22 protein-coding genes are annotated in these 21,699 nt (G+C 67.7%); 14 read left to right on the top strand and 8 right to left on the bottom strand.

The features are described from left to right. Positions 1 to 15: 15 nt before the first annotated feature. A complete protein-coding gene (locus tag MICSW_RS13715; protein ID WP_464496299.1) occupies positions 16 to 516 on the top strand; it encodes a MarR family winged helix-turn-helix transcriptional regulator in 501 nt (166 codons plus the stop codon). Between the two features lie 15 nt (positions 517 to 531). Here the strand turns inward: MICSW_RS13715 and MICSW_RS13710 are convergent, their stop codons facing one another. Continuing rightward, positions 532 to 1,707, bottom strand: a complete 1,176-nt coding sequence (locus MICSW_RS13710) for a 4-hydroxybenzoate 3-monooxygenase (RefSeq protein ID WP_464496298.1) — start codon at positions 1,705 to 1,707, stop codon at positions 532 to 534. A 94-nt stretch (positions 1,708 to 1,801) separates the two neighbouring features. Next, on the bottom strand, positions 1,802 to 2,554 hold the full coding sequence (locus tag MICSW_RS13705; RefSeq protein ID WP_228178307.1) for an IclR family transcriptional regulator: 753 nt from the start codon (positions 2,552 to 2,554) through the stop codon (positions 1,802 to 1,804). Between the two features lie 110 nt (positions 2,555 to 2,664). On the opposite strand from MICSW_RS13705, the gene MICSW_RS13700 reads away from it, so the two are divergent. Beyond that, positions 2,665 to 3,579 (top strand): NADP-dependent oxidoreductase, encoded by a 915-nt coding sequence (locus MICSW_RS13700; RefSeq protein ID WP_464496297.1) that lies wholly within the window; start codon positions 2,665 to 2,667, stop codon positions 3,577 to 3,579. 110 nt (positions 3,580 to 3,689) lie between these two features. On the opposite strand, the gene MICSW_RS13695 is transcribed toward MICSW_RS13700, so the two are convergent. The 4 genes from MICSW_RS13695 to MICSW_RS13680 form a co-directional block, all read right to left on the bottom strand. Continuing rightward, on the bottom strand, positions 3,690 to 4,400 hold the full coding sequence (locus MICSW_RS13695) for a Pr6Pr family membrane protein (protein ID WP_464496296.1): 711 nt from the start codon (positions 4,398 to 4,400) through the stop codon (positions 3,690 to 3,692). A 96-nt stretch (positions 4,401 to 4,496) separates the two neighbouring features. Then, positions 4,497 to 5,873: an NADP-dependent succinic semialdehyde dehydrogenase gene (locus tag MICSW_RS13690; RefSeq protein ID WP_228178310.1), complete on the bottom strand. Its 1,377-nt coding sequence runs from the start codon at positions 5,871 to 5,873 to the stop codon at positions 4,497 to 4,499. An 86-nt stretch (positions 5,874 to 5,959) separates the two neighbouring features. Next, positions 5,960 to 6,838 (bottom strand): formyltetrahydrofolate deformylase, encoded by an 879-nt coding sequence (gene purU, locus MICSW_RS13685; protein WP_464496295.1) that lies wholly within the window; start codon positions 6,836 to 6,838, stop codon positions 5,960 to 5,962. Between the two features lie 23 nt (positions 6,839 to 6,861). Further along, the gene (locus MICSW_RS13680; protein WP_464496294.1) at positions 6,862 to 8,172 is read right to left on the bottom strand and encodes a condensation domain-containing protein; all 1,311 of its coding nucleotides are present in this window, start codon (positions 8,170 to 8,172) and stop codon (positions 6,862 to 6,864) included. A gap of 53 nt (positions 8,173 to 8,225) precedes the next feature. Here MICSW_RS13680 and MICSW_RS13675 point away from each other — a divergent pair, with 53 nt between their 5' ends. The 6 genes from MICSW_RS13675 to MICSW_RS13650 all read left to right on the top strand — a co-directional run bounded on the left by MICSW_RS13675 (position 8,226) and on the right by MICSW_RS13650 (position 13,423). After that, on the top strand, positions 8,226 to 9,059 hold the full coding sequence (locus MICSW_RS13675) for an alpha/beta fold hydrolase (protein ID WP_228178313.1): 834 nt from the start codon (positions 8,226 to 8,228) through the stop codon (positions 9,057 to 9,059). Continuing rightward, positions 9,056 to 9,766, top strand: coding sequence for a GNAT family N-acetyltransferase (locus tag MICSW_RS13670; RefSeq protein WP_292725940.1), 711 nt, complete (start codon positions 9,056 to 9,058; stop codon positions 9,764 to 9,766). Before MICSW_RS13675 ends, MICSW_RS13670 begins: the two co-directional genes overlap by 4 nt. 181 nt (positions 9,767 to 9,947) lie before the next feature. Continuing rightward, positions 9,948 to 11,081: an o-succinylbenzoate synthase gene (gene menC, locus MICSW_RS13665; RefSeq protein WP_464496293.1), complete on the top strand. Its 1,134-nt coding sequence runs from the start codon at positions 9,948 to 9,950 to the stop codon at positions 11,079 to 11,081. After that, on the top strand, positions 11,078 to 11,962 hold the full coding sequence (locus tag MICSW_RS13660; protein ID WP_464496292.1) for a hypothetical protein: 885 nt from the start codon (positions 11,078 to 11,080) through the stop codon (positions 11,960 to 11,962). The genes menC and MICSW_RS13660 overlap by 4 nt, the downstream gene beginning before the upstream one ends. Before the next feature lie 41 nt (positions 11,963 to 12,003). After that, positions 12,004 to 12,873, top strand: coding sequence for an LLM class flavin-dependent oxidoreductase (locus MICSW_RS13655; RefSeq protein ID WP_228178320.1), 870 nt, complete (start codon positions 12,004 to 12,006; stop codon positions 12,871 to 12,873). Between the two features lie 103 nt (positions 12,874 to 12,976). Next, positions 12,977 to 13,423 carry a hypothetical protein gene (locus MICSW_RS13650; protein WP_228178321.1) on the top strand — a complete coding sequence of 149 codons (447 nt, stop codon included), beginning with the start codon at positions 12,977 to 12,979 and terminating at the stop codon, positions 13,421 to 13,423. A gap of 29 nt (positions 13,424 to 13,452) precedes the next feature. Here the strand turns inward: MICSW_RS13650 and MICSW_RS13645 are convergent, their stop codons facing one another. Next, the gene (locus MICSW_RS13645) at positions 13,453 to 16,086 is read right to left on the bottom strand and encodes an MMPL family transporter (RefSeq protein ID WP_464496291.1); all 2,634 of its coding nucleotides are present in this window, start codon (positions 16,084 to 16,086) and stop codon (positions 13,453 to 13,455) included. A gap of 113 nt (positions 16,087 to 16,199) precedes the next feature. Here MICSW_RS13645 and MICSW_RS13640 point away from each other — a divergent pair, with 113 nt between their 5' ends. Together MICSW_RS13640 and MICSW_RS13635 are read left to right on the top strand one after the other, a co-directional pair. Then, positions 16,200 to 16,808 carry a TetR/AcrR family transcriptional regulator gene (locus MICSW_RS13640; RefSeq protein ID WP_464498410.1) on the top strand — a complete coding sequence of 203 codons (609 nt, stop codon included), beginning with the start codon at positions 16,200 to 16,202 and terminating at the stop codon, positions 16,806 to 16,808. Positions 16,809 to 16,890: 82 nt separating this feature from the next. Continuing rightward, positions 16,891 to 18,276 (top strand): glycine--tRNA ligase, encoded by a 1,386-nt coding sequence (locus tag MICSW_RS13635; RefSeq protein WP_292732165.1) that lies wholly within the window; start codon positions 16,891 to 16,893, stop codon positions 18,274 to 18,276. A 27-nt stretch (positions 18,277 to 18,303) separates the two neighbouring features. On the opposite strand, the gene MICSW_RS13630 is transcribed toward MICSW_RS13635, so the two are convergent. Further along, positions 18,304 to 18,870, bottom strand: a complete 567-nt coding sequence (locus tag MICSW_RS13630; protein ID WP_464496290.1) for an HhH-GPD-type base excision DNA repair protein — start codon at positions 18,868 to 18,870, stop codon at positions 18,304 to 18,306. 236 nt (positions 18,871 to 19,106) lie between these two features. Between MICSW_RS13630 and MICSW_RS13625 the strand changes: the two genes are divergently transcribed. The 4 genes from MICSW_RS13625 to MICSW_RS13610 are packed head-to-tail and all read left to right on the top strand — an operon-like array spanning position 19,107 to position 21,633. After that, positions 19,107 to 20,582 carry a protoporphyrinogen/coproporphyrinogen oxidase gene (locus tag MICSW_RS13625; protein ID WP_464496289.1) on the top strand — a complete coding sequence of 492 codons (1,476 nt, stop codon included), beginning with the start codon at positions 19,107 to 19,109 and terminating at the stop codon, positions 20,580 to 20,582. Then, positions 20,579 to 20,965 (top strand): hypothetical protein, encoded by a 387-nt coding sequence (locus tag MICSW_RS13620; protein WP_228178328.1) that lies wholly within the window; start codon positions 20,579 to 20,581, stop codon positions 20,963 to 20,965. The genes MICSW_RS13625 and MICSW_RS13620 overlap by 4 nt, the downstream gene beginning before the upstream one ends. A gap of 1 nt (position 20,966) precedes the next feature. Then, on the top strand, positions 20,967 to 21,368 hold the full coding sequence (locus tag MICSW_RS13615; RefSeq protein ID WP_228178329.1) for a phage holin family protein: 402 nt from the start codon (positions 20,967 to 20,969) through the stop codon (positions 21,366 to 21,368). Next, positions 21,358 to 21,633: a hypothetical protein gene (locus MICSW_RS13610; RefSeq protein WP_292726523.1), complete on the top strand. Its 276-nt coding sequence runs from the start codon at positions 21,358 to 21,360 to the stop codon at positions 21,631 to 21,633. Before MICSW_RS13615 ends, MICSW_RS13610 begins: the two co-directional genes overlap by 11 nt. Positions 21,634 to 21,699: the final 66 nt, after the last annotated feature.

The raw sequence follows: 21,699 nt of genomic DNA, 5'->3' as shown, positions 1-21,699 counted from the left end.
TGCTACAATCGCCGGGTGTCCACCGCAAACGATCAGGCACGAGCGGCAGAGCCCCTTGCCCGCTCGGAGAGATTGTGGCGCACACCGGTTGGGGACGACCTGGCATTTCTGCTGGCTCGCGCTAATGCGGTGTCGGTTTCGCGGGTGAATGCGGCGCTTCAGGCTGTCGATCTGCGGGTTCGCGCGTACTCGGTGCTGGCCATTGCCGCCAACAACGCCCGTCCCTCCCAGCGCGAGCTCTCGGAGTTTCTGCGGCTCGATCCGAGTCAGATCGTCGCTCTCATCGACGAGCTCCAGTCTCGCGGGCTCGTCGAGCGCGAGCCCGACCCCAATGACCGGCGCGCCAACGTCGTCGTAGCGACGCCGGCTGGCCGGGACCTGCTCGCCCGGGCCCAGGAGCTTGCGCGCGAGGTGGAGAGCGAGATGTTCGGTGCTCTCGACGGCTCCGAGCGCGAGGCACTCGCGCAAGCGCTGCGCGTGATGGCGGGAGCGGTCGAGGTTACTCCCGACCGCTGAGCGGCGCCCGGCTCCTTACGCGAACTGCCAGCCCGTGTAGGCCTCCGCGAGGTAGGTCTGGCCTGCTTCGGACTCGACGACCGAACGCAGCTCGCCGATCTGGCGGCGGCGATCGAAGTCGGATGCCTCGGGAGTCAGGTGCAGCATGCTCGTCATCCACCACGAGAAATGCTGAGCCTTCCAGATGCGCTGCAGGGCCGTCTCGGCGTAAGAATCCAGCAGGCGCTCGTCGCCGTCGTTGAGCAGCGCTCCGAGTGCCCGGTCGAGCAGTACGACGTCGGCGACGGCGAGGTTCATGCCCTTGGCTCCCGTCGGCGGAACGGTGTGGGCGGCATCCCCGACAAGGGCCGCGCGTCCGCGCCGCAGTTCGTAAGCGACGAAGCTGCGGAACCGCAGCACGTCCCGCTGGAAGATGGGCCCCTCCTGCAGCGTCGTGCCGGGAACGCACGATTGCAGGGTCTCCCAGATCTCGGCCTCGCCCATCGCGTTCGGATCGGTCTCGGGATCGCACTGGAAGTACATCCGCTGCACGGTGGCGCTGCGCTGGCTGATGAGAGCGAAGCCGCTCGGGGAGTTGCTGTAGATCAGCTCTTCCGAGCTTGGTGGCGCTTCGCACAGGATGCCGAACCAGGCGAACGGATACTCGCGGAAGTATCCGCCGGTCGACGATCCGGTGACGGCGGCGCGGACCAGGCTGCGGGAGCCGTCACCGCCCACGATGAAGTCGGCCTCAATCTCCAGCGGCGAGCCGTCAGGGTTCGTCGCGAACACGCGGGGTCGATCGGTCTCGATGTCTTCGACACGGTCGACGGTGACACCGAACCGAAGATCCTGCCCGGCAGCCAGGCGTACCGCGATCAGGTCGATGAGCACCTCGTGCTGCGGGAAGAGCCAGACACTGCGACCCGTGAGCGCGGGGAAGTCGATCCGATGCCCCTCGCCCTGGAACCGAAGCTCGATGCCGTCGTGGCGGTTTCCGACAGACTTCACGCGTGGGGAGGCGCCGGTCTCGTCGAGAAGCTGCACGGTGGGGTATTCCAGGATGCCGGCGCGGATCGTCTTCTCGATCTCCTCGCGGGTGCGCTGATCGAGCACGATCGAGTCGATGCCTCGGGCGGCAAGAAGGTGTGACAGCAGCAGCCCGGCGGGGCCGGCGCCGACAATGGCAACCTGAGTGCGGACGGTGGACATGGCGTCTCCTTCGACGGATGCGGGTCTTCGCCGAGTCTGCAACATCAGACCGGTTCGAACCGGCACTTTCCCATTGAACGGGACCAGATCGCGGTCAGAGTCGCTGGCGTCGAAGATCGCTCTCGATCGCTGCGACTGCATCCCGCAGCGCGGCGACTGCCGGCGTCGGGTCGGCATCCCGGGGAAGCACGACGGATAACGCGGCCACGACTTCGCCTTCGTGGCGAAGCGGAACCGCCACACCCGTGGACACCGACTGAATCGATCCGGGCGCGATAGCCACACCGTCGCGTCGGATCCCCGCAATCACGCGCTCGAGTGTCCGCGGGTCGGTGATGGTCTCGCCTGACACGGCGCGCAACGGGCCGCCCAGAACACTCGCGCGCACCGCCGCCGGCGCGTAGGCGAGCAGGACGAGGCCCGACGACGAGGCGTGCAGCGGAAGCCGACCAGCGATGCGGGTGATGTTGGCACCGGCATCCGGATGCGAGAGACGTTCGATGAACAGCGCTTCGTCCTTCTCGCGTACGGCGAGCTGCGTGTGCTCGCGGATCGTCGTTTGCACCGCCTCCATGTGAGGGAGGGCCGCCGTTCGCAGGCGTAGTGCCGAGGATCCGCGCAGGGCGAGTTCCCACAGGCGCATGCCCAGGCGGATCTGCGCATCCTCGTCCCGATCGAGCAGGCCGGCCGAAACGAGGTCATCCACGATGCGGTGGGCGCTGGAGGACGGGAGCCCCGACCGTCGACCGATCTCGGATGCCGACTGCACGGTCCGTTCGGACGTGAAGGTCTCCAGGACGCGCACGATGCGCTCTGTCATCGAGTCACCGGTGGGCGAGTTCGCCATGGCGACAGCTTGGCATGTGCCGATCGGCCACGCAGGCGCCGAGGTTTCCCGTGGGATTCATATAGCCCTGCTCGGTCCGCATCGGCGCCCGCCTCGCTACGCTCGAGGGTATGACCCGCGCAGCCATGTACAACGAAGTCGGAGGACCCGAGGTCCTGTTCGTGACCGAGGTCGAAGACCCTTCGCCGGGCGCACGGAAGGTGCTGGTCGCCGTCGAAGCTGCCGGGCTGAACCCCTACGACGCGAAGGCTCGCGGCGGATTCATCCCCTCGGACGCCCCGTTTCCGCGACGCATCGGTGGCGACTTCGCCGGCACCGTCATCGCGGTCGGCGAGGGGGCCGCCTATGCGGACGGGACGCCGGTCTCTGTCGGGGATGCCGTCATGGGCCGCGCCGCGGGCGCGATCGCCGATCAGGTGGTCGCGAACGCGGCAGAGATCGCACGGCGGCCCGAGGGGCTTGCGGTCGAGGTCGCCGGTGGGCTGCATGTTGCCGGCCTGACCGCGGTCTCGTGTTTGGCAACCGTCCCGGTCGACGAGGACGATGTCGTGCTGGTCGGTGGCGCGAGCGGCGCCGTCGGACTGGTGGCCTCGCAGCTCGCGATCGCACGCGGAGCGCGAGTGATCGGGTCGGCATCCGTCGCCAACCACGACTTCTTGCGATCGCTCGGCGTCGAGCCGGTCGAGTACGGCGACGGACTCGCCGACAGGGTGCGCGAACTCGGCGAGATCACGGCCGTCATGGATTGCCACGGCCGCGACGCGCTCGATGCCGGGGTCGCTCTGGGCGTTCCCGCCGACCGGATGGTCGCGATCGCCGCCTACGCGGCCCTCGACGAGCTGGGCGTACACAATGTCGAGCGGGAGGCCCGCACGCCGGAGAACCTGCGGGCCCTCGGCGAAGACATCGCCGCCGGCAGGATCGTCTTCCCGGTTGTGGCTACGTACCCGCTGGACGACGTGGTGGCGGCATTCCAGGCGCTCGAGTCGTCGCACGAGCCCGGCAAGATCGTCGTCCTTCCCTGACGGATGCGCCGAGCCCCTGCGGTTCGTTTGCCGCAAACTGTGCGCTCGGCATCCGTCGCGCGGCGTGTTGCGGCAAGCGAACCGGGCACACGTAGCCGGGGTGAACACCCTCAGTGGTCCGTGACCTCACTCGGCGCGCTCGCGGTAGATGGCGGTGCGGCGGGATCGATGGATGGTGCCGTCAGCCGGCGCGAGACGAACCCCGACAGACGGTCGAGAGCCACGACCGCAAGGGAGATCACCGCGAGCATCACGACGACCCGTAAGAGCGCCAGGAGCATTCCGTCGACGCCGTTGAGCGTCGGATCGAGGAACGGGTAGGGGTAGCGCACGTTGATCTCCGGCAGAAGCGCACCGCGCGCGATCATCACCACGCCATAGCCGATCGGGTAGAGCAGCCACAGCAGCGTGTCGCGCCAGCGGACGATGCCATGCGGCCCGAAGAGTGCCCAGTCCAGGAGGACGAGCCCCGGCGCCACGTAGTGCAGCAGGAAGAGCCCCCAGTTGTCGATCGCGAGCGCTGGGTCCGCGACGACGAGGCCGGGCAGCGGGCTCTCGCCCCGGTTGTTCAAGATGTGCGAGATCAGCGCCGTTGTCAGGAGCCAAAATGTGACGGCACCCCGAAGACGCGGCGCCGGAGGGGTGCTCGTGCGTCGCTGGATCGTCACAACCAGCGTCGTTACGACGTAGGCCAGCGCGATGATGCTGCTTTGACTCGTGAAGTACGGGAGCAGGCGCTCGCCGAGGAGCAGGCCTGTCGCGAGCGCCGCCACGATGGCGCTGCGGAGGATGAGTGGTCCCATGTGGTCGCGGCGATTCATGCGGGCTCTCTTCATCGAGTGCAGGCTTCTCGTTTGCCGCAAAGTGTGCGCTCGGCATCCGTCGGGCGGCGTGTTGCGGCAAACGAACGCGGGCGGCTAGGCGCGCCAGACTGTCTTCAGATTCATGAACTCTCGGATGCCTGCTGCGGCAAGCTCGCGGCCAACGCCCGAGTTCTTGATTCCGCCGAAGGGCAGCTCGGGGTGTGAGACCGTCATGCCGTTGACGAACACAGCGCCGGCTTCGAGGCGGTCGATGAACCAGTCGATCTCGTCGTCGTCGGAGCTCCACAGCGAGGATGACAGACCGAACGTCGTCGCGTTGGCGATCTCGACGGCCTCCTCGCGAGAGTCGACCCGGTAGACGGTAGCCACGGGGCCGAACGCCTCCTCCTGGAACAGGCGCATGTCCCGCGTGATGCCGGCGAGGACGGTCGGCGGGTAGAACCAGCCCGGGCGGTCGGGAACGGAGCCGCCCGTCAGCACCTGTGCGCCGCGCTCGATCGCATCGCCAACGAGTTCGGCAAGCTCATCCCGACCGCTCTCGGTCGCGACGGGGCCGACATCGGTTCCGTCCTCCAGAGGGTCGCCCACGCGCAGAGCCGCCGTCTTCTGCACGAAACGCCCCACGAAGTCGTCGTAGACGTCAGTGTGGACGATGAACCGCTTGGCAGCGATACACGACTGCCCGTTGTTCTGGTTTCGGGCGGTGACAGCGACGGATGCCGCAGCATCGAGGTCCGCCGTCGGCATCACGACGAACGGATCCGAGCCACCGAGCTCGAGCACGACGTGCTTGACCTCGCTGCCCGCGATGGAAGCGAGCGAGCGACCGGCGGGCTCCGAACCGGTCAGGGTCGCGGCCACGACCCGCGAGTCGCGGAGGACCCGCTCGACTCCGGATGCCGGGATGAGCAGCGTGTGGAAGGAGCCGACCGGGAATCCGGCGCGCTCGAAGAGAGTGTCAAGGTAGAGCGCGGAACGCGGAACGTTAGAGGCGTGCTTCAGTAGCCCCGTGTTGCCGGCCATGAGCGCCGGGGCAGCGAAGCGCATCACCTGCCACAGCGGGTAATTCCAGGGCATGACCGCAAGCACGACGCCCAGCGGTGCCCAGCGGGTCCCGGCGGCCGAGGCCTTCACCGACGAGGGGTCGGCAAGCTCCTCTGTGGCCAGGAAGTCCTCGGCGTTGTCGGCGTAGAACCGGCATCCGCGAGCGCACTTGAGCACCTCGGCTCGCGACTGGGCGAGGGGACGCCCCATCTCGATCGTGATGGTGCGCGCCATCTCGTCGACGTCAGCTTCCAGCAGCTCGGCAGCCTTGCGCATCCATCCGGCGCGCTCGGCGAACGTCGTATCGCGCAGCGCGACGAACGCCGACTGTGCGGCGGCAATGCGGCGCTCGACCTCGGCCTCATCGTGAGGCTCGAAGGTTTCGATGACTTCGCCGGTTGCAGGATTTGTCACTGCAATGGCCATGAGCTGCCTCTTCCTCGAGATAGGGGACTCCGCGAGCCTATCCGGCGCTTCGGTGTCGCGACAATGTGCCCCGTGGGACCGAGCGGTCAGAAGACGATGGTGTGGTTTCCGTGACGGATGACGCGATCTTGCGCGTGCCAGAGCACGGCGCGCGAAAGCACTGCACGTTCCACGTCAGCGCCACGTCGTTCGAGGTCTGCAGCAGTGTCGGCGTGGGTGACCCGCACGATGTCTTGCTCGATGATCGGCCCCTCGTCGAGGTCGGTGGTGACGTAGTGCGAGGTCGCTCCGATGAGCTTCACGCCGCGGGTCTTCGCCTGGCGGTAGGGCTGGGCGCCGACGAACGCTGGAAGGAACGAGTGGTGAATGTTGATCACGGGCACCCGCACGCTCTCGAGGAACTCGCCGCTCAGGATCTGCATGTAGCGGGCGAGAACCACGAAGTCGGCATCCGCGTCAGCCAGCACCTCGAGGATGCGGGCTTCACTGGCGCTCTTGTCGGGCCCGGCGACCGAAGGCACGTGCACGAAGGGGATGCCGAAACCGGTGACATCAGCCTCGGCATCCGTGTGATTCGAGATGACGACCGGGATCTCCACCGGCAGTTCGCCGCGACGATGACGCCACAGGAGGTCGAGCAGACAGTGGTCCTGCTTCGAGGCGAGGATCGCCATCCGCTTCGGAACCGACTGGTCGGTGATCGCCCACTGCAGATCGAACCCGTCGCCCAGGGTCGTGGCAAGGTCGTCTTCTATCGCGGGCAGCGCCTCGCGCAGGCCTGGCCGGTGGAAGACGACGCGCTGGAAGTAGGCGCCGCCGGCAGGGTTGTCGGAGTACTGGTCGAATTGCACGATGTTCGCGCCCTGCCGCGTGATCAGCGCCGAGACCGCCGCCACGATGCCGGGGGAGTCCGTGCCATGGACGATGAGGCAGGCGTAATCGACGGGAAGCTGGGCGGCGGGCATGGATCGATTCTGCCGGACGGGCCTCAGGAGGCGCCGATCGTGTCGCGCAGTCCGGAGTGGACGGCATCCAGCCAGGCGCCGACGTTTCGGCGGGCCTCCGGGGTGTCGGGGTAGCGGCAGCGCAGGTGCAGGCCTGTCTCGTTCGCGATGAACCAGATCATGACGCCGTCGGTGCGCACCACCGCCGACACGTATTGGATGTCGCGGAGCCTGCCCGGCGCGATCGGGAGCCGCCCCGTATCCAGCCACGAGACCGCGAACATCCCGGGGGTTGCCGGCATGCCGCCGTAGGGAGCAAGGATCGGGCCGAGCGGATGCGAGCCGAGGCCGATCGCTTCCTTCACCGCTTGGGCGCATGCGAGGGGCGAGGGGTCGGATGACTCGATCACGGCGTTCGTGATGAACCATCCGACCGAGTCGTGCCACTGCGGATCGTGCCGGCTGTGCACGGGGAACACCGCGCGCAGCGGCTGGTCACCCATCGCGAGGCTCACGCGCGTCATGACCGATACCGCGATAGCGATAGCGCGGACCCCCGCGGCGGCGGCGCGCTCGCAGAAGGCCTCGAACTCGGAGCCGTCGAAGACGTCGCGAACATCGACGATCTCCGATCGCGACCCCGCGACGTCGCCCAACGTCAGGGGGAACAGCGGCATCTGGCCGCCCTCGGCATCCAGGATCTCCGCCCATCGGGTCGTGATCGCTTCGGGCGCGGGAGCGCGGGCCGCAAGCTCTGCGGAGTGCTCGGCGAACGCTCGCGGTGCAGGCAGCGCCCCACCCGGCGTGCGATCCTCCCGCTCGTCGTCGACGACCTCGGCGAGATCCCGCGCGAGTACGAGAAGCGACCACATGTCGACGTGTGCGTGATCGGAGGCGATCACGATCGTCGGGTCGGCCCCGCCACCGGGTTCGATGAGGCACAGCCGGTGGGAGGGGGTGGCGAAGGGCCGGCATCCGTCGTCGAGCACTTCGCGCAGCACTTCGCGTGTCAGCCGCTCGGGCGGTGCCGGATGCGTCACCCACCGTCCGACTCCCAGTCGCGCCGGTCGTACCCGCACGGTCCCGTCATCGTCCCGTTCGAACACGGTACTGAGGGTGCCGTGCCTGTCGACGACGGTGGCCCACGCGTCAGCGATCTCGTCGGGGGCTGCCGGTGTGCGCAGGCGGAACGAGATCGCCATCCACGATCCGGGTCGATCTCCTTCGGAGACGTGCCGACCCTGGTCGAAGGACAGCGTCAGCGGCTCCGCGTCGGGCAGAGCCTCGGCGGGAAACACGAGGCTGCGGACTCGGCCTGGGGGCAGCGTCATTCGGGCGACGTTCGTCAAGCGCATCGCGCGTAGTCTAGGCGGCAACCGTTTCGCACAGAGGACGCCCGGGAGGGCACGTGAGCACGCTGCGGATTCGAGGCGCCACACTCGACTTCGATGTGACCGGTGATGACGGTCCGCTGGTCGTCCAATTGCACGGTCTGATGTCCAGCCGCAGCCGAGACAGCCACCTCGGTCTTGACCTCGGCCGGGCCCTTCGGGATCACCGCATCCTCCGCATCGACGCGCGCGGCCACGGTGGCTCGACGGGGACCGAGGATCCGCTCGACTACCGGTGGGACAACCTCGCCGACGACCTCCTGGCGGTGCTGGATGCCGTCGCTCCCGGTGAAGCGGTTCACGGCGTGGGGCCATCGATGGGGACCGGCACGATGCTGCACGCCGCACTCAAGGATCCGGTCCGCTTCGCGAGCTTGACCCTCATGGTTCCGCCGACGGCATGGGGTACCCGCCGCGCGCAGGCCGAGGTCTACCGAACGAACGCGGAGCTCATCGAACGCCACGGTGTCGAGGCTTTCGTGAAGCTCGGTTCCACCACGCCCGTCCCGCCGGCCCTCGCGGATGCTCCCGAGTCGCTTCCCGCGGTCGACGAGACACTCCTCCCGACGGTGCTGCGGGGAGCTGCGGCAGCTGACCTGCCGCCGAAGGAGGAGCTCGCGCGCATCGATGTGCCGACGCTGATCCTGGCGTGGACGGGTGACCCGACGCATCCGCTTCGCACCGCGACACGTCTCAACGAGCTCCTGCCGAACAGCCGCCTCATCGTTGCCCGCACGCCCTACGGGGTCATGGCCTGGCCGGGACTGTTCGCCGAACACGTCATCACGGCGGGGGTCGAACTCACCGCGACCGGCTCGATTCCCGTCGTCCGCGAACCGAGGGCCTCATGAGCGACACCGAATCGGCCCGGCTCAGCATCCGCGAGCTCGACACCGTGGCAGAGGTTTTCGAAGCCTCCGCGGTGCTGTCGGAGGTGTGGGGAGGGGACCGCACCGGCATGCCGCCGAACCTGCTGCGCGCCCTCGCCCATTCGGGCAACTACGCGGTCGGGTTCTTCGCGGACGAGCGGATGGTCGGGGCATCCGTCGCCTTCTTCGCCGAACCCGCAGCCCGATCCATGCACTCGCACATCACCGGCATCCTGCCGAGCGCCCAGGGCCAGGGCTTCGGACGGATGCTGAAGCAGCACCAGCGTGAGTGGGGGTTGCGCCGCGGCATCGGGCATGTGACGTGGACCTTCGACCCGCTCGTGTCGCGCAACGCCCACTTCAACCTGGCCGTGCTGGGCGCGCGCGTCACCGAGTACCTCGTGGACCACTACGGCGCGATGGATGACGGGGTCAACCGCGGCGACGAATCGGATCGGCTCATGGTGTCGTGGGCCCTGGCCGCGCCGCCGGTTCCGACCCCCACGGATGCCGAGGTCCGGGCATCCGTCGCGATTCCCCGCGACATCGAGTCCCTCCGGCGCCGCGAACCTGATGCCGCTGCCATCGAGCGACGGCGCGTCCGCGACGCCCTGCTCACCCACGTGAACGCGGGCCGCCGCATCGGTGGGTTCGACGAGCGTCGGGGCTATCTCATCGTCGACGCCTGAGTCGTGCGGGCCGGTTTCGGTCGCGCCTTCGTGTGGGGTGTGGGTTGGGTGACCCGCAATATGGCGCGACTGAACGATGGTGGCCTCCATTTCGGTCGCGCCTAACTGCGGGTGCCGGGTCGGTTGGCCCGCAATATGGCGCGACTGAACGATCTGGCCTAACGAGGATTAGCCTTGCCGCATGCCGATCGCACAGCCCGCTCCGACAGTGACGCTCGAGGGAATCGAGTTGCGGGTGCTGCACCTACCGCTCGTCTCGCCATTCACGACATCCTTCGGCACCGAGACGGTGCGCGAGGTCATCGTCGCGCGGGCGCTGACTGCCGATGGGGACGGCTGGGGTGAGATCGTCACGCAGGAGTCTCCGCTGTACTCGAGCGAGTACACGCAGGGCGCGTGGGACGTGTCGCTGCGCTTTCTCATCCCCGCGCTGTTGGATCGGCACACTCTCACCCCCGAAGACGTCGCCTCCGTCTTGGAACCCTTTGTCGGGCACCGGATGGCGAAAGCGGGGCTCGAACTCGCGATACTCGATGCCGCGCTGCGCGCCGAGGGGCGACCGTTCGGACAGTACCTCGGCGCGATCCGCGACCGCGTGCCCTCGGGTGTGAGCGTCGGCATCCAGCGCGACCCCGCCGCTCTGGTCGACACCGTCCGTGGATACCTCGACGAGGGGTACGTCCGCATCAAGATCAAGATCAAGCCCGGCCGCGACATCGCCGACACCGCCGCCGTTCGGGATGCCTTCGGCGATATCCCGCTGCAGGTGGACGCCAACTCCGCGTACACGCTCGCTGACGCCGACACCCTCGCCGAACTCGACAGGTTCGACCTGCTCCTGATCGAGCAGCCCCTGCAGGAGGACGACCTCGTCGACCATGCGACGCTCGCCCAGCGCCTGCGCACACCGGTGTGTCTGGACGAGTCGATCGTGTCGTCGAAGGCTGCAGCCGACGCTCTCGCGCTCGGGTCGGCATCCGTCATCAACATCAAGGCGGGGCGCGTGGGCGGCTACCTCGAGGCCGTGGGTATTCACGACCTGTGCCGAGTCGCCGGCGTGCCGGTGTGGTGCGGCGGGATGCTCGAGACGGGGATCGGTCGCGCCGCGAACGCTGCGCTGGCAGCCCTCCCCGGATTCACGCTGCCGGGCGATATCTCGGCATCCTCGCGGTTCTACGATCGCGACATCGTCACCGAGCCCGCCGTTCTCGAAGACGGCCACGTTCGGGTGCCCACGGGCCCCGGGCTGGGCATCGAGATCGACCCTGTCGCGCTGGAGGACATGACAGTTGCCCGCGAGGTGCTCCGCCGGTGACCGGCCCCGCCGGTACCTCGGGTCAGCGGCGACTCGTCGCCGTGATGCTGGGTGCTGCGCTGGTCCTCGGGATCGCCGCGTGTGCTTCCGCGGCCCCGAACGAGGATCTTCCCGAGGGGGTGAGTGTGCGGCTTGTGCAGCAGCGCTCGGATGTCGCGCTGCATCAGGCCCAGGTCGAGATCACCAACGGCACCGACTCACCGCTGAGTGTCGACGCCCTCTCAGTGGCTGACCCGCGTTTCGAGACGGATGCCGACCGCGTGCTCCAACGGACGAGTGTCATCGCTCCGGGCAGCACTGTCGGCATTCGTATCCAGCTCCCGAGGCCGGCCTGCGATGTTCCCGATGACGGGGCGTCCACCGTGGAGTTCGCGTGGCGTCTCGATGAGCGCTCGGGGATCGCGCGGGCAGACCTTCCCGACGTGCTCGAGTTCCTGCCGGCGATGCACGCGCGCGAGTGTGTCGCCGACGCGCTCGGCGACGCGGCGGCTGCCTCGTTCACGCACTTCGAACCTGGCGCGGGCGGAGGTGTCGGCATCCTCACCCTCGGGGTCCTGCCGACCGGAGCCGGTGGCGCGAGGATCGAGGCGATCCGCCCGACCAACCTCCTCGGTTTCGGCGACGCCGGCACCGGACCGGACGCCGCGCTACCGCTGCAGATCGAGCTCCCCGCCGGCGATACCGCTCGCCGCGAGGTGAACATCGTGCTCGAGCCGTTCCGCTGCGATGCCCATGCCGTGCAGGAAGACAAGCGCGGCACGATCTTCACGACGGATGTGACAGTCGGCGGCGAGAACGGCCAGATCGAGCTGGCGGCCCCGCCGGACATGCGCGCCGAGATCCTGAACGCCGTGGCCGACTACTGCGGGTTCGGTTCCTGAGGCCCACCGGGCTTGTCGGCTGCCTGCTCTAGCGTGGGTGCATGCGCTCACTCGGTGTCGTGTTCGAACCCGCCTTCCCGCCCGAACGTCTCCGGGAAGTGGCTCTCTCGGTCGAGGACGCCGGAGTACCCCAGCTGTGGCTGTGGGAGGACTGCTTTCGCGAGTCGGGTATCGCCTCGGCTGCCGCGGCTCTGGCCGCCACGACCGAGCTGACCGTCGCGATCGGTGTGCTGCCCATGCCGCTTCGCAACGTCGCGCTGACCGCCATGGAGCTCGCTACCCTCTCGCGGCTGTTTCCGGGGCGCATCATCGGCGGCGTCGGCCACGGGGTGCAGAGCTGGATGGCGCAGGTCGGCGCGCGGCACGCATCCCCCCTCACGCTGATGGCGGAGTACTTGCCGACACTGCGAGCGCTGCTTTCCGGGGAACGGGTCACGATCGACGGGCGGTACGTTCAGCTCGATGACGTGGCCCTGGACTGGCCGCCGACCGTCGCCGTTCCCGTCTTCGCCGCGGCAGAAGGACCCAAGACACTCGACAGAGCTGGGGCCCTCGCCGACGGAACGGTCATTCCCTCGGGCTGGAGCCCGAGCCGACTGCGTGCTGCGGCGAGCCGGGTACGAACTGCGGCAGCCGAGAGAGCTGACGACTACCCCGTCGTGGTGTACCTCCCGGCGCGGTTCACCGATGGGTCCGCGGCATCCGACGAGCCGGCGGGGCGCGAGCGCGCGCACGGCGACGTGGCAATGGTCGCCGAGACGGTCGAGGCATTCTTCGCCGCGGGTGCAACCACTGTTGTGCTCCAGCCTTATCCCGACGAGCAGGACCTCATCGGGTTCTCGCAGCGCAGCGGAGAGGTTGCTCGGATGCTGGGAGTTGCGCGGTCTTCGAGCGGCTCACCATCCGTGTGATCGCCGCCCCTTGCGGGGCGCACAGCGAGTCGCCACACTCAGAGGTGGGAGCCGACCATCGCCGGTGTTCGCGTCGGCGCGCGCTCCCAGGGGAGGAACACCAATGAAGACCCGAATCGTCGCTGCCGCGCTCATGCTCGGCGTCGGAGCCATTGCCCTGACCGGATGCGTGAACCCGGTCGAGCAGCTCATCAACAACACCGTCGAAGATGCCATCGAGGGCGCCACCGGCGTCGACATCGACACCGGTGACGGCGCGAGTGTGCCGGAGGGCTTCCCCTCCGACATCCCGCTCCCTTCCGGCTCACCACTCGTTGCGCTCGCGGTCGACGGTGGCTACACGGTCACCTACACACTGCCGAGCGTCGCCGACGGTGAGGGCATCATCGAGCAGCTGAAGGCCCGGTACACCGCAGACTCCGAGTCCGACTTCGGGGGGATGAAGATCTGGTCGTTCACCGGCTCTGACTACACCGTGGGCGTCACTCTGCTCGAGCAGGAAGACGGCACGGCGCAGCTGCTCTACGTGGTCGCGCCGATCACGCAATAGAGACGCCCGGGCCGCTCGCCGGCCGCTGGCTACAGTTCGCCGCGTTCGCGCAGTTCACGCCGCGTGAGCGCTTCCCCCTGCGTCGCAGCGGGTTCTGATTCGTGGGAAACCTCGGCCTGATCCTCCTCGGCCCAGGGCGCGTGGTGGGCGCGTTCGAGCTTGGCGCCTTCCACATCGACATTGGGAACGATGCGGTCGAGCCAGCGCGGCAGCCACCAGGCGGAGCGTCCCAGCAAGTGCATGAGGGCAGGCATGAGCAGCATCCGTACGACGAAGGCATCGAGCAGCACACCGAACGCGAGACCGAAGCCGATCGAGCGGATCATCGTCGATTCGGCGAAGATGAAGCCGCCGAACACCGAAACCATGATGAGCCCCGCCGCTGTCACTACCGCTCGCCCGGCCCGCAGGCCGCGCATGACGGCGACGCGCGCAGGCGTGCCGTGCACGTAGGCCTCCCGCATCCCCGACGACAGGAACAGCTGGTAGTCCATCGCGAGTCCGAACAGGATGCCGACCAGCAGCACCGGCAGGAAGCTCAGGATCGGACCCGTGCTGTGGAGGCCGAAGATCGGGGCTCCCCACCCCCACTGGAACACCGCGACAGTCGCGCCGTAGGTTGCGAACAACGACAGGATGAAGCCGCCCGTAGCGATCAGCGGCACCAGCAGCGACCGGAACACCACGATCATGATGAGAAGCGACAGGCCGACGACGACGCTGATGTAGAGCGGGAGGACTCCGGCGATGTTCTCGGAGATGTCGATGTTGATCGCCGCCTGCCCGGCTACGCCGAGCTCGTACTCCCCGTCAACGGGAGGCAGGGCTCGAAGGTCTCGGACCACTTGTTCGGTCGACTCTGCGCTGGGCCCTTCGGTCGGGATGACCTGGAACGCAGCGAGCGTGCCGTCATCCGATACCGCGATCGGCGCGACGGCCACCACGTTCTCGACCTCCGACAGGGCTGTCGCCACGTCGAGCTGAGCCTGCAGCTGAGCGGTGTCATCCAGGTCACCCGGCAGAGCCGCCGTCACCAGCAGCGTGCTGTTCGCGCCGGATCCGAACGCTTCCGCGGTCAGCTCGTATGCCCGATAGGCGTACGAGTCCTCCGGCTCACTCGATCCGTCGGGCAGGCCCACGCGCATCGACAGGGCAGGAATCGCGATGACCAGCAGCGCCACGATTGCGCCGACTGCCGTGAGCAGCGCACGCCAGGTCGGCATCGCGCGAGCTCGATCGTCAGCGTGGTGCACTGTCCCAACGCGCGCCCGGGCGCGCCGGCCCAGGACCCGCATCCCGACGAGCCGCAGGAGTGCAGGAGTCAGCGTGATGGCGATGAGGACCGCCACGAGAACAGCGAAGGCGCCGACGGTTCCCATGAGGCCGAGGAACGGGATGCCGGTGATATTCAGGGCAAGCAGCGCGATGATCACCGTCGACCCTGCGAACGTCACGGCGTTGCCGGCGGTGCCGTTGGCCAGGCCAATCGACTCGCGGAGGTCAGCGCCCTCAAGCAGCTGCTTGCGGTGACGGTTGATGATGAACAGCGAGTAGTCGATGCCCACGGCAAGTCCGAGCATCACCCCGAGGATCGGCGTGACAGAAGACGTGTCGATCACGCCCGACAAGGAGAGTGCCGCCAAGACCGCGATCCCCACTCCTACCAGCGCCGTGACGAGGGGCAGCGCGGCGGCAATGACGGTGCCGAGCATGACCAGCAGCACGATCGCGGCGATGACGACACCGGCGATCTCCCCGATACCGATCAGGTTCGGGAGGGACTGCGCGAGGGTCGTCGAGAAAGCGACCTCGACTCCGTCGATCGGGTGCGCCTCGACGTAGTCGATCACCGCTTGCTTCGCTTCGGCGTCGAGTTCGAGCAGCGGTACATCGAACGCGACGTTCAGGAGAGCGGTAGTGCCGTCGCTGGAGACCACTCCGATGCCCTCTGAGAGCTCGAGCAGGTCGGCACCGAGCTCGAGCTGCGTCTCGTTGGTGGCCAGTTCCTCACGAGAGGCATCGAGTTCCGCCTGTTGCGCCTCGAGCTGCTGGCTCGCGGCATCCAACTGTTGACGCTGGGCATCCAGCGGAGCCTGCTGCTGGTCGAGGGCCGCGAGTTGGGAGGCGGGGGCGCCGCCTGCCTCAGCCTGCGCGCGGGCGGCATCCAGTTGCTCCTGTGCGTCCTGGAGCTGAGCCTGTCCGCTCTCGACCTCGGCTCGGGCGGCGTCGAGCTGTGCCTGTCCGGACTCGAGCTGCGCGCGTCCTTGCTCGAGCTGGGCACGCCCGTCGGTGATCTCCTGCTGTCGGTCGGCTCGTTCCTGTTCGGCCTCGAACGGGTCGACGACCCGGGCGACGTCGGGCAAGTCGCGGATGCCTGCAGCAAGGTCAGCGACCTCCGCACGCTGTTCGTCGCTGAAAGGCTCGCCATCTTCGGTGTGCAGCACGATCTGACCCGAGGCCCCCGAATAGTTGGGGAGCTTCTGGGCGAGCTCGTCGGTTACCTCGCCCGATGCGGTTCCGGGAACGTCGAAACTCGTGGCCAGCGTGCCGGCGCCCAGGGCGAAGGCGCCGCCCGCGAGACCGAGAACCGCGACCCAGGCGACGATCACGATCCACGCGCGCTGGGCAGAAGCCTTGCCGAGCCGGTACAGCAGTTCAGCCATGGTCACCTTTCGGGCGGGACGCGGGGGAGAGCAACCGACAGCATACGATACGTACCGTCTCGCATGCTGAGTCGAAGACGGACACTGACTCGAGGATGGATACTGTGACCGACATGACCGAAGCCCTGCCCATCTCCACCGGGCGACGAGGTGGCCCCCCGCGCAGCGAAGAGGCGCGCCTGGCGATCCTGCGCGCGACAGCTCGCCTGTTCCTGGAGAGAGGGTTCGGCAACCTCAGCATTGAGGGGATCGCCGCCGAGGCGGGGGCCGGCAAGCAGACGATCTATCGGTGGTGGCCGGGAAAGAGCGACCTGGTCGCCGAGGCGCTCATCGAGGGCTTCCTGATGCCCGAACACTTCGCGCCCAGCTTCACGGGGACACTGCGAGACGATCTGGCGAGCTGGATGCGTATCGTCCTGGACTTCGTCGATGACCCCGGGCATGACGAGATGCTCCGGTCGCTGCTGGCAGCGGGAACGACCAACCCTGCGATCGGCGAGCGCATTCGCGAGCGACTCGGGGCTGACGGTGACCTCGTGCATCGGCTCGAAAAGGGCGTGACCGATGGCGAACTGCCGCCGACAGCACCCATCTCCTCGATCATCGAGCTTCTGGTCGGCGCGATCGTCCTACGCGTCTTCGCGCCCTCGAACGGGGACGACGGTGAGGCCGAGCGGCTCGTCGACGTCGTCCTCGGAACCCACACGGCACGCGGCCAGTGAGTCGCGACGGATAGAATCGACGGATGTCGCGGCATCCGCGATACCCTCGCGCGCAGCGCATCCCCGACCCAGGAGTTCCTCCGTGGCCGAGCAGTCCCGCCTCGACAAAGTGATCGCCCTTGCCCGCCACCGCGGGTTCGTCTTCCAAGCCGGCGAGATCTACGGGGGCTCCCGCTCCGCATGGGACTACGGTCCGCTCGGCACCGAGCTCAAAGAGAACATCCGCCGTCAGTGGTGGCAGACCTTCGTCCGCGGGCGCGGCGACATGGTCGGCCTCGATTCCTCGATCATCCTGCCCAAGCGCGTGTGGGAGGCATCCGGGCACGTCGCGACCTTCACCGACCCCCTCGTCGAGTGCCTGCAGTGCCACAAGCGGTTCCGCGCCGACAACCTCATCGAGGACTTCGAGGCGCGCAAGGGTCGCACCGCCGAGAACGGGCTGGCCGACGTGCCGTGCCCCAACTGCGGCACGAAGGGCCAGTACACCGAACCCCGCGCGTTCTCGGGTCTGGTCAAGACCTACCTCGGGGTCGTCGACGACGAGTCGGGCCTGTACTACCTCCGCCCCGAAACCGCGCAGGGCATCTTCGTGAACTTCACGAACGTGCTCACCGCGAGCCGCAAGAAGCCGCCCTTCGGGATCGGTCAGGTCGGCAAGGCGTTCCGCAACGAAATCACCCCCGGCAACTTCATCTTCCGAACCCGCGAGTTCGAGCAGATGGAGATCGAGTACTTCACTCCCCCGGCCGAGGCTCCGGAGTGGTTCGACCACTGGGTCGAGGCGTGCTGGGACTGGTTTACCGACCTCGGTATCGACCCAGCGAACATGCGGCGCTTCGATGTGCCCGAGGAGGATCGCGCCCACTACTCCGCCGGCACGATCGACGTCGAGTACCGCTTCGGGTTCCCGGGCAAGGAGTGGGGCGAGCTCATGGGGGTCGCCAACCGCACCGACTACGACCTGAAGAGCCATGCCGAGGCATCCGGGCAGAGCCTGACCTACTTCGACCAAGCCTCGGGCGAGAAGTACACCCCGTATGTCATCGAGCCCTCGTTCGGGCTTACTCGCGCCATGATGGCGTTCCTCGTCGACGCTTACCGCGAAGAAGAGGTTCCCAACGCGAAGGGTGGCACCGACACCCGGACCGTCTTGAAGCTTGACCCGCGCCTGGCGCCGGTCAAGGTCGCTGTGCTGCCGCTGTCGCGTAACGAGGCCCTGTCGCCGCTCGCCCGCGGACTGGCTGATCGCTTGCGCGGGCACTGGGCTGTCGATTTCGACGATGCAGGCGCGATCGGTCGCCGTTACCGCCGACAGGACGAGATCGGTACCCCGTTCTGCGTCACCGTCGACTTCGATTCCCTCGACGACAACGCCGTCACGGTGCGTGATCGCGACACGATGGCCCAAGAGCGTGTGCCGCTCGAGAACGTCGAAACCTACCTCGGCGAGCGCCTCACCGGCGCCTGACACAGGCTGCGGAATCGAGGGTGAGTATCAGCCCTTGGCGGCAGCCTTCATCGCCTTCTTGTGCTCTCGCACCTTCGCAAGGGACTCGGGGCTGGTGATGTCAGCGACGCTGCGGAACGAGCCTGCTTCGCCGTAGGGAGCCGAGGCCTCGCGCCATCCGTCCCCGTCGAAGCCGTACTGCTTCCCGAGCAGTGCGAGGAAGATCTTCGCCTTCTGCTCCCCGAACCCGGGCAGCTTCTTCAGTCGTCTCAACACCTCGGCGCCATCGGGATTGCCTTTCGTCCAGATGGCAGCGGCGTCGTCATCCCAGTCGGTCGCGACAGCCTCGCACAGCGCCTGCACCCGACCCGCCATCGATCCCGGAAACCGGTGCACGGCCGGGGTCTGGCGGAACACCTCGACGAATGCTTCGGGGGCGTATGCAGCGAGGGCGGATGCCGAAAGCTCTCCGGTGCGGTCTTTGATCTTCTTCGGGCCCGTGAACGCGGTCTCCATCGCGATCTGCTGATCCAGCAGCATCCCGATCAGGAGGGCCAGCGGGTCATGCGACAGCAGACGGTCAGCAGCCTCGTCGCCGGTGATGTGCAACTCCATGTCATCAGTGTTCCACGCACCTCCCTCCTTCAGCCCAGTTGTCCTTCGCTCAGCCGACTTGTCCTCCTTTCAGCCGACTTGTCCTTCCTTGAGTCGAGTTGTCCTTAGTTGCTCGATGTGGGTGAAGGACAACTCGCGCGGAGGAAGGACAACTCGCGCGGAGGAAGGACAACTCGCGCGGGTGAAGGACAACTCGGCTGGGATTGGGGCTCGCGCGGATGGTGGAGGATGGAGGAATGGCCGAATCCGCGTTCGAGAAGCTGGTCGAACACGCCAGATCCGAGCACGTCGTCGTTGTCGGTGCCGGGATCGCCGGACTGGTTGCCGCGCTGGAGTGCGCGAAGGTCGGGCTGCAGGTGACGCTGGTTGAAGCATCCGAGCGTCTCGGCGGTGCCATCGCGCGCGCCGAGGTCGCGGGTATCGCTGTCGACCTCGGCGCCACGGGCTGGGCTACCCGAAACGGTGCAGTCGACGCGCTCGTGGCGGAACTGGGTCTCGGCGATGAGGTGGTCGAGCCGGCGAACGCGGATGTCTGGGTCGCGGTTTCCGGTGGGGTCCAGCCCTACCCGGAGCAGACCGTGGCCGGCATACCGGCGAATCCGTGGGATCCGATGGTGCGCCGCGTGATCGGGTGGGCCGGCACCTGGCGGGCCTATCTCGACCGGCTGCGCCCGCCGCTGACCATCGGGAAAGAACGCAACCTCGGCACACTCGTTCGTCGTCGCATGGGCGGGCAGATTCTGGGCCGGCTCGTTGCCCCGCTGATGCGGGGCCGGTACGGACTGGTCCCCGACGCGGTGGATGTCGGCCTCATCGCGCCCGGACTGAGTTCGGCACTGACGCGAACCGGATCGCTCGCCGCCGCGGCTGGCGAATTGCTGGCGGTCGCCGACGACGAGTCAGGGGTTCCGCCGATCCATGGCCTGGTGGGCGGGCCGACACGTCTGGTCGATGCCCTGATCGCGCGCCTTGGCGACTACGGGGCTTCTGTCATCACCGGGGCGCGAGTATCCCAGCTCACGTCCTCGGGCGGTTCCTGGACCGTCACCCTGGATACCGTCGATGAGACGCAGACACTGGCCGCTGACGCCGTGATCGTCGCAACGGAAGCTGCCGACGCCACCCGCCTCGTGCCCTTCTCCGTCCCTGAGCTCCTGACGCGCGAACTCGTGCAGGATGTCGTCACGCTCGTCGCCTCCGCGCCGGCACCCGAGGAGCAGCACACCACCGTCTTCACGCTGAACCCCGCAACCGAACCGGTTGTCGCGTCGGACGAGACCGCGCGCTGGACCGGTACTGTCACCGGGGTGCGCGTGGCCCGCCTCACGTATGGTGACCTCGAGACCGCGCCCCCGACTGCCGCGCTCAGTGACGACGACGTTTTCGTCAAGGCGGCGCGTGAGGCTGAAGCCTTGCTCGGTCTACCCGCTGACGCGGTTGTCGAAGCGCGTCGAGACCGGTGGGTGCAGCCGCCGGCCGCCGTGATGCGGGGGCGAGACGAGGCAGCCCAGACGCTGCGAGAGCGGGTAGGCAAAGTGCGCGGGCTCGGCCTCGTGGGTGCGTGGGTGTCGGGCCCGGGCCTCGCGCGCGTCGTCGCGCACGCGCGCGAGGAGGCTGAGCGGCTCCGTGTCAACCTCCTGTGGGGGACACATGCCGATGGCGTTACGCTGGGTGAGGACCACCCGCTCGACAAGCGTGAGGAGACCCCATGAGGGGCAAAGCAGGACTCGTCGTCGGACTCGCCGTGGGCTACGTGCTCGGGTCGCGTGCCGGTCGGCAGAGATACGAGCAGATCAAGTCCCAGGCTCTGAAGGTCTGGAACATGGAGCCCGTGCAGAAGCAGGTGGGCAAAGCGAAGGACTTCGCGAAGTCCAGCGCGATGGCGTTGCCGAGCACCCTTTGGGACTCGGCGGTCAAGGTGACCAAGGCTGCCACCTCGAAGGGGACCGCGGGCGAGCGGCTCGACGCCGCGGTGAAGGCCGGGAAAGACTCCGTGGATGCCGTCAGCAGCGCAGCGGACACGTCCGCCGACGCTGTGAAGCAGGCAGCCGACGAGGCGATCGACGACATCGCCAAGGCAGCCGGCAAGGAGTGACATGAGCGCCCCTCGAGAATTCCGCGATCGGGCGAACGATTCCCTTCTCTCGCTCCTCGGCGAGCTTCCGGAACTGATACGGAACCTGATTGTCGCTGAGGTCGATGCCGCGAAGGCATGGGCGCGGCAGGCGGGGAAGGATGCCGGGATCGGCGTCGTCCTGTTCCTCGTCGCCCTGTTCGTGCTGTTCTGGTCGTTGCCGGTGTTCGGTACCTTCCTGATCGCCGGGCTCTCGTCGTGGTGGCCGGTGTGGCTGTCGGCGCTGGTCGTGTTCGCCGCCCTCCTGGTCGTGACTATCGTGTTCGCCCTGCTCGGCGTGCTGAGATTCCGGAAGCTCACCCGCAGGCGTAACCCCGCCCAGGCTGTCAGCCAAGACATCAAGGAGATCCGTGATGAGCTCTGAGACCGGCGTTCCCAAGACAGCGGTAGACCTGTCGCTCACGGACCCGGTCGAGAGGGCCCGGGCAGAGTTGAAGGCCGCGCTCGCTGCCATCGAAGACAAGACCAACGTTCCCAAGCAGGTCTCGAAGGCCACCGACAGCGCGGTGACGAAACTGCGCCGCTTCTCGCAAGAACACCCCGTCGCGACCGTCACTCTCGCCGTGGTGAAAGCGGCGGCCGTGGGTGCTTTGGTGTGGTGGGGCGTCAACTCCTACGTCAACAAGTAGCCCCGCAGCAGCCACGAGGTGACCATCTCGTGACCTTTTGACCGCGACATCCCCCGAGCGTGGGGG

The sequence above is a fragment of the Microbacterium sp. SW12 genome (assembly GCF_055391095.1).
This window is presented reverse-complemented; position numbering and strand designations above follow the sequence as displayed.

Bases quoted from the DNA above. Each gene is read 5' to 3' on its own strand.
- MICSW_RS13620 (WP_228178328.1), top strand. From the start codon at position 20,579: ATGAGGGGCAAAGCAGGACTCGTCGTCGGACTCGCCGTGGGCTACGTG.
- MICSW_RS13640 (WP_464498410.1), top strand. From the start codon at position 16,200: ATGACCGAAGCCCTGCCCATCTCCACCGGGCGACGAGGTGGCCCCCCG.
- MICSW_RS13670 (WP_292725940.1), top strand. From the start codon at position 9,056: ATGAGCGACACCGAATCGGCCCGGCTCAGCATCCGCGAGCTCGACACC.
- MICSW_RS13695 (WP_464496296.1), bottom strand. From the start codon at position 4,400: ATGAATCGCCGCGACCACATGGGACCACTCATCCTCCGCAGCGCCATC.
- MICSW_RS13705 (WP_228178307.1), bottom strand. From the start codon at position 2,554: ATGGCGAACTCGCCCACCGGTGACTCGATGACAGAGCGCATCGTGCGC.
- MICSW_RS13625 (WP_464496289.1), top strand. From the start codon at position 19,107: ATGGCCGAATCCGCGTTCGAGAAGCTGGTCGAACACGCCAGATCCGAG.
- MICSW_RS13615 (WP_228178329.1), top strand. From the start codon at position 20,967: ATGAGCGCCCCTCGAGAATTCCGCGATCGGGCGAACGATTCCCTTCTC.
- MICSW_RS13645 (WP_464496291.1), bottom strand. From the start codon at position 16,086: ATGGCTGAACTGCTGTACCGGCTCGGCAAGGCTTCTGCCCAGCGCGCG.
- menC (WP_464496293.1), top strand. From the start codon at position 9,948: ATGCCGATCGCACAGCCCGCTCCGACAGTGACGCTCGAGGGAATCGAG.
- MICSW_RS13630 (WP_464496290.1), bottom strand. From the start codon at position 18,870: ATGGAGTTGCACATCACCGGCGACGAGGCTGCTGACCGTCTGCTGTCG.
- MICSW_RS13710 (WP_464496298.1), bottom strand. From the start codon at position 1,707: ATGTCCACCGTCCGCACTCAGGTTGCCATTGTCGGCGCCGGCCCCGCC.
- MICSW_RS13655 (WP_228178320.1), top strand. From the start codon at position 12,004: ATGCGCTCACTCGGTGTCGTGTTCGAACCCGCCTTCCCGCCCGAACGT.
- MICSW_RS13610 (WP_292726523.1), top strand. From the start codon at position 21,358: ATGAGCTCTGAGACCGGCGTTCCCAAGACAGCGGTAGACCTGTCGCTC.
- MICSW_RS13690 (WP_228178310.1), bottom strand. From the start codon at position 5,873: ATGGCCATTGCAGTGACAAATCCTGCAACCGGCGAAGTCATCGAAACC.
- MICSW_RS13700 (WP_464496297.1), top strand. From the start codon at position 2,665: ATGACCCGCGCAGCCATGTACAACGAAGTCGGAGGACCCGAGGTCCTG.
- purU (WP_464496295.1), bottom strand. From the start codon at position 6,838: ATGCCCGCCGCCCAGCTTCCCGTCGATTACGCCTGCCTCATCGTCCAT.
- MICSW_RS13650 (WP_228178321.1), top strand. From the start codon at position 12,977: ATGAAGACCCGAATCGTCGCTGCCGCGCTCATGCTCGGCGTCGGAGCC.
- MICSW_RS13680 (WP_464496294.1), bottom strand. From the start codon at position 8,172: ATGCGCTTGACGAACGTCGCCCGAATGACGCTGCCCCCAGGCCGAGTC.